We start from the raw sequence: 5,828 nt of genomic DNA, 5'->3' as shown, positions 1-5,828 counted from the left end.
AGTATTAACTGCGGTTACCACCTTTCCCAAAAGTCTACCGATACCATCAAAGCCCTAGCATCCTTTGCCCCCTCGCAACGCCCGCAATCGAGTGCAATAAAGTTGGAGTGGTGTTCACGAGACTGCGGCGGGGTGCGATGCCAAGGATCTGATTAGCCTGAACGTATAGGACCGGGCGACCGGATCATCGACCGGATCATCCAATCGGGGGGCAGAACGCCCCGTCAATCGGGGGGCAGGATGCCCCGTGGAACGAGGCGGTGCTGGCTGGTGCGGAACGACTTCCCCCGCCGACGGCCGGTTCCCTCAAAATTTCTGAAGGAGGTGCCTTCGTGATGCTGACCGCCACCAACACCGAGCCGACGATCGAGTCCATCGTCACCCAGCAGATCCGCGCGTTCATCGTCGAAAACTTCCTGCTCGGCAAGGACTCCGGGTTCGACAACGCGGAATCGCTGCTGGAAAGCGGGATCATCGACTCCACCGGCATCATGCACGTGGTGGCTTTCCTGGAAGAGAGCTTCGGGATCGCCATCGACGACGACGACCTGATCGCCGACAACCTCGACTCCGTCGAACGCATCGCCGGCTTCGTCGAGCGCAAGCGCACGCTCAAGGACGCGGCTTGAGGCCCCCGTAGGTTGGGTCGAGGCGACGCCGGAAACCCAACCTACGCCCCCGCACAATCGACCGAGGATCGCCGATGGTCTTCCTGGTGCACCACCTTCTGGCCGACACGGCCCGACGGGTTCCGGACAAGACGGCGCTCATCGCCGGTTCCAACCGGCGCAGCTTCGCGGACCTCGACCGCGACAGCGACGCCGTGGCGGGGACGCTGCGGCGCATGGGTGTGCGGCGGGGCGACCGCGTCGCGATCATGCTGGAGAACTCGGTCGAATACGTGACCGCCTTCTTCGGCACCATGAAGGCCGGGGCGGTGTACGTCCCGGTCAACCCCTCCACTAAGGCCGACAAGCTGGCCTACATCCTCAACGACTGCGCGGTGACCGCGCTGGTGGCGCCGGTGGCGCTGGCCCGCACGGTGCTGCCCGCCCTGGACAACGCACCGTCCGTCCAGGGCACGCTGTGGGTCGGCCCGGCCGTCCCCGACGGCGCGGGCGCCGCCGCCAGCTACGCCGAGGCGGTCGCCGCGCCGGCCCCGGCGCCCGAGGTCTTCGGCCTGATCGACGAGGATCTGGCCGCCATCCTCTACACCTCCGGCACAACGGGAAAGCCGAAGGGCGTCATGCTGACGCACGCCAACCTGGTGGCGACGGCGCGTTCCATCGCCTCCTACCTCGGCAACACGCCGGACGACGTGGTGATGTGCGTGCTGCCGCTGACCTTCGGCTATGGCCTGTCGCAGGTGACGACGTCGGCGCTGGTCGGCTTCACGCTGGTCATCGAACGCTCCTTCGCCTACCCGGCCGACACGCTGAAGCGCATGGTGGAGCACCGCGTCACCGGCCTGCCCGGCGTGCCGACGCTGTTCGCCACGCTGTTGCAGATGGAGGCGGCGAAGACCGCCGACCTGTCCTGCCTGCGCTACCTCACCAACGCCGCCGCCCCGCTGCCCACCGCGCACCTGAAGCGGGTGGTGGAGCTGTTCCCGCAGGCGACGTTCCATTCCATGTACGGCATGACCGAGTGCAGCACGCGCATCTGCACGCTGGACCCCGCCCGGCTGCACGACAAGACCGCGTCGGTCGGCACCGCCATCCCCAACTGCGAGGCCTACGTCGTCGACGACGACGGCAACCGCGCCGCCCCCGGCGTGGTGGGCGAGCTGGTGGTGCGCGGCGCCAACGTCATGCGCGGCTACTGGGGGCGGCCGGAGGAGACGGCCAAGCGCGTGCGCGACGGCCTGCTCCACACCGGTGACCTGTTCAAGGCCGACGAGGAGGGGTTCCTGTACTTCGTCGCCCGCAAGGACGACGTCTTCAAATGCCGGGGCGAGAAGGTCAGCCCCAAGGAGGTCGAAGGCGTCCTGTGCGAGTTGGCGGAGGTCGCCGAAGCCGCCGTCATCGGCGTGCCCGACCCGGCCGACGGCATGGCCGTGAAAGCCTTCCTGGTGCCCCGCGAGGGCGCCGAGATCAACGAGGCGGCGGTGCGCCAGCACTGCCGGGCGCGGCTGGAAAGCCACCTCGTGCCCAAGTTCTTCGAGATCCGCGCCGAACTGCCGAAGACCGAGTCCGGCAAGCTCAAGCGCTCCGACCTGGCGGAATCCGCCTGACGCCCGTATCCCCGAGGAGAGCCGACCATGTGTGGAATCGCCGGTGTCCTGGCCGGTCCGCGCGCCGAGCCCCCCGCGCTGGAAGAGCTGCGGCGGATGATCGCCATGCTGGGCCACCGCGGCCCCGACGGCTATGGCTTCTACCGCGACGAGCGCTGCGGCTTCGCCCACGCGCGCCTGAGCATCGTGGGCCTCGCCGGCGGCTTCCAGCCGATCCACAACGAGGATCGGACGCTGTGGATCACCTTCAACGGTGAGATCTTCAACCACGTCGAGCTGCGGCGCGAGCTGGAAGCGCGCGGCCACCGCTTCTACACGAACACCGACACCGAGGTGATCGTCCACGCGTACGAGGAGTACGGGCCCGCCACCTGGGCCAAGCTGAACGGCCAGTTCGCCATCGGCCTGTGGGATACGATCACGCGCAAGCTGTGGCTGGTGCGCGACCGCATGGGCATCCTGCCGCTGCACTTCGCCCGCGCCGGCGACCATCTGGTCTTCGGATCGGAGGTGAAGGCGCTGTTCGGCGGCGGCCGCATCGCCCCGCAATTCGACGCCGCGCGCCTGGCGCAGGTGTTCAGCCATTGGAGCGTCGCCCCGCAGGGCTCCGTCTTCGCGGGCGTCCAGCAGGTGCCGGCCGCCACGGCGCTGTGCATCGACGAAAACCTGACCATCCGCGAGGAGCGGTACTGGACGCCGAACCTCGCCGGCGACCCGGCCCTGGCGAACGTCTCCGTTCAGGAGGCCAGCCAGCTGCTGGGCGACAAGCTGTTCGACGCGGTGAAGCTGCGCCTGCGTGCCGACGTGCCGGTGGGCGTCTACATCTCCGGCGGGCTGGACAGCTCGGTCATAGCCGCGCTGGTGCGCTGGGGCAAGGTGGGAGAGGTGCATTCCTTCGGCGTGCGCTTCGCCGACGCGGCCTTCGACGAGACGCCGCAGCAGCGCATCGTCGCCGGCTTCGTCGGGACCGAACACCACGACATCGTCTGCGGCCCGGCGGAGATCCAGGCGGCCCTGCCCAACGTCGTCTGGCACGGCGAGGCGCCGCTGCTGCGCACCGCGCCCGCCCCGCTCTACCTGCTCTCCGGCCTCGTCCAGGACAACGGCATCCGCGTGGTGCTGTCGGGCGAGGGGGCGGACGAGCTGCTGGGCGGCTACGACATCTTCAAGGAGGACCGCATCCGCCGCTTCTGGGCGCGCCGGCCGGACTCCCGCCTGCGCCCGAAGCTCCTGGGCCGCATCCATCCCTTCGCGGCCGCCGCCGGGGCCAAGGAGAGCCCGCTGTGGCAGGCCTTCTTCCGCCGCGGTCTGATGGACACCGACGATCCGTTCTACGCGCACCGCATCCGCTGGCAGAACACCGCCTGGACGTGGCGCCTTCTGAACCCCGACGTGCGCGCCGCCGCCGACCCGGCCCGCTGGGAGGCGGAGGTGCTGGCCCGCATGCCGGCCGGGTGGGAGGGGTGGAACGCGCTGTCCCGCGCCCAGCAGGTGGAGATGGAGGCGTTCCTCACCCCCTACCTGCTGTCCAGCCAGGGCGACCGGGTGGCGATGGCGCACTCCATCGAGGTGCGCTACCCGTTCCTGGACCCCGACGTGGTGGAGCTGTGCAACGCCCTGCCGCCGCGGGTGAAGATGCTGGCCCTGCGCGACAAGCTGGCGCTGCGCCGGCTGGCGGCCGACCTGCTGCCGGCGGAGATCGGCAGCCGGCCCAAGCGCCCGTACCGCGCGCCGATGACCACCGCGCTGTTCGGGCCGGACGCGCCGGATTACGTGCGCGACCTGCTGTCGGAATCCATGCTCGCCCGCTACGGCCTCGTCGAGGCGGCGGGGGTGGCGCAGCTCGCAAGCCGCGCGCACCGGCAGGAGGGCCGCATGGCCGGCGAGCGCGAGGAGATGGCGCTGGTCGGCACGCTGACCCTGCAGATGCTGGCCCACGACTACCTCGACGCCTTCACCGGCAAGGCGGAGGAGGCGCGCCGCCGCCTCGACGCCGTGCCCACGCACGTGCTCGAAGAGCACCCCAATTCCCTTCTTGAAGAATCCATTGACGACCAGAGCGCGGCGGCGAACGCCGCCTGATCGACCCAATCCGACACTCTCGCGAACCGGGGAATCACACCTCATGCTGAACGACCTGCATCCGTTCGATCACCGCATGCTCGAGATGGACTGCGCCGCCGCGGCGCGGGAGATCGAAGAGTCCATCCGCCGCATCGTCGCCGTCGACCTGCGCCGCCAGGGCATCGTGCTGGGCGTGTCGGGCGGCATCGACTCCGCGGTCTGCGCGACGCTGGCCGTTCGGGCCCTGGGGCCGGACCGCTGCCGCCTGCTGCTGATGCCGGAGAAGGAATCCTCCCCCGACAGCACCCGGCGCGGCCGCCTGCTGTGCGCCGGCCTGGGCGTGGAGCCGGTGATGGAGAACCTCACCGCCTCGCTGACCGCGATGGGCTGCTACGAGCGGCGCGACAGCGCCATCCGCCGCCTGTTCCCCGAATACGGCGCGGGCTGGAAGCAGAAGATCGGGCTGGCCGGCGGCCTGCTGGACCACGACCGCGTCAACTACTTCACCATCACCGTGGAATCGCCGGACGGCGAGCGGCAGACCAGCCGCATGCCGGTCGACGTCTACCTGGACGTGGTCGCCGCCACCAACCTGAAGCAGCGCCTGCGCAAGACCACCGAATACACGCACGCCGATGCGCTGAACTACGCCGTGCTGGGCACGCCGAACCGGCTGGAGTACGAGCTGGGCTTCTTCGTGCGCGGCGGCGACGGGCTGGCCGACCTGAAGCCCATCGCGCACCTGTACAAGAGCCAAGTCTACCAGATGGCCGCCTACCTCGGCGTGCCGGAGGACATCCAAAGCCAGGCGCCCAGCACCGACACCTACACGCTGGAGCAGACGCAGGAGGAGTTCTACTACGCGCTCCCCTACGACAAGCTGGACCTGGCGCTGTTCGCCTTCGGCAACGGCGTGTCGGCCGATGACGCCGCCGCCGGCCTGGGCATCACGGCCGAGCAGGTGCGCCGCGTGTACAAGGACATCGCGCTGAAGCGGCGGACGTCGGCCCGCATCCTGCGCGACGCCCTGCTGGTGCAGCCGGTCGACGTGGACGGGAGCGACGCGTGAGCGTCGTCGCCTGGGCCCAGCGTGGCATCGCCCGGCTGGACCCGGGCGACCGCCCCACCCTGGCGGCGTTCCAGCGCGAACACTTCGGTGAACGCGCCATGCAGCACCGTCCGGAGCACCACCGCTGGCTCTTCGAGGACGTGCCCCGTCCCGACCCGGAGGGGGTGCAGCTCTGGGTCTGCAAGCGCAAGGACGCCGTGGTGGGCCAGCAGGGCGGCATCCCCTTCCGCCTGAAGGCGGGGGAGCGGATGCTGCGCGCATCCTGGTCCATCGACCTGATGGTGGCCCCGGAATGGCGCCTGCGCGGCGTCGGCCCGGCGCTGAGCGACGCGCACGCCATGTGCAACGAGGCCACTGTCTCGCTGGCCCCGTCCGACGCCGCCTACAAGGCGTACAAGCGGGCGGGCTGGATCGACCTGGGCAGCGTGCCGACCTATGTGCGGGTCATCGACCCGGCCCCCT

At 69.8% G+C, this 5,828-nt stretch carries 5 protein-coding genes; all 5 read left to right on the top strand.

The window, feature by feature from the left end; translation table 11 throughout:
• Positions 1-335: 335 nt before the first annotated feature.
• On the top strand, positions 336-629 hold the full coding sequence (locus tag VED21_RS29410; RefSeq protein ID WP_324888823.1) for an acyl carrier protein: 294 nt from the start codon (positions 336-338) through the stop codon (positions 627-629).
• A 74-nt stretch (positions 630-703) separates the two neighbouring features.
• Positions 704-2,233: a class I adenylate-forming enzyme family protein gene (locus VED21_RS29405; protein WP_324888821.1), complete on the top strand. Its 1,530-nt coding sequence runs from the start codon at positions 704-706 to the stop codon at positions 2,231-2,233.
• A gap of 27 nt (positions 2,234-2,260) precedes the next feature.
• Positions 2,261-4,315 (top strand): asparagine synthase (glutamine-hydrolyzing), encoded by a 2,055-nt coding sequence (gene asnB, locus VED21_RS29400; RefSeq protein WP_324888819.1) that lies wholly within the window; start codon positions 2,261-2,263, stop codon positions 4,313-4,315.
• A 43-nt stretch (positions 4,316-4,358) separates the two neighbouring features.
• The gene (gene nadE, locus VED21_RS29395; protein ID WP_324888817.1) at positions 4,359-5,366 is read left to right on the top strand and encodes an NAD(+) synthase; all 1,008 of its coding nucleotides are present in this window, start codon (positions 4,359-4,361) and stop codon (positions 5,364-5,366) included.
• The coding region (locus VED21_RS29390; RefSeq protein ID WP_324888816.1) for a GNAT family N-acetyltransferase at positions 5,363-5,828 on the top strand (466 nt) is incomplete at its 3' end. The genes nadE and VED21_RS29390, both read left to right, overlap by 4 nt.

The organism is Azospirillum sp. (assembly GCF_035627195.1).
GTDB lineage: Bacteria > Pseudomonadota > Alphaproteobacteria > Azospirillales > Azospirillaceae > Azospirillum.
This window is presented reverse-complemented; position numbering and strand designations above follow the sequence as displayed.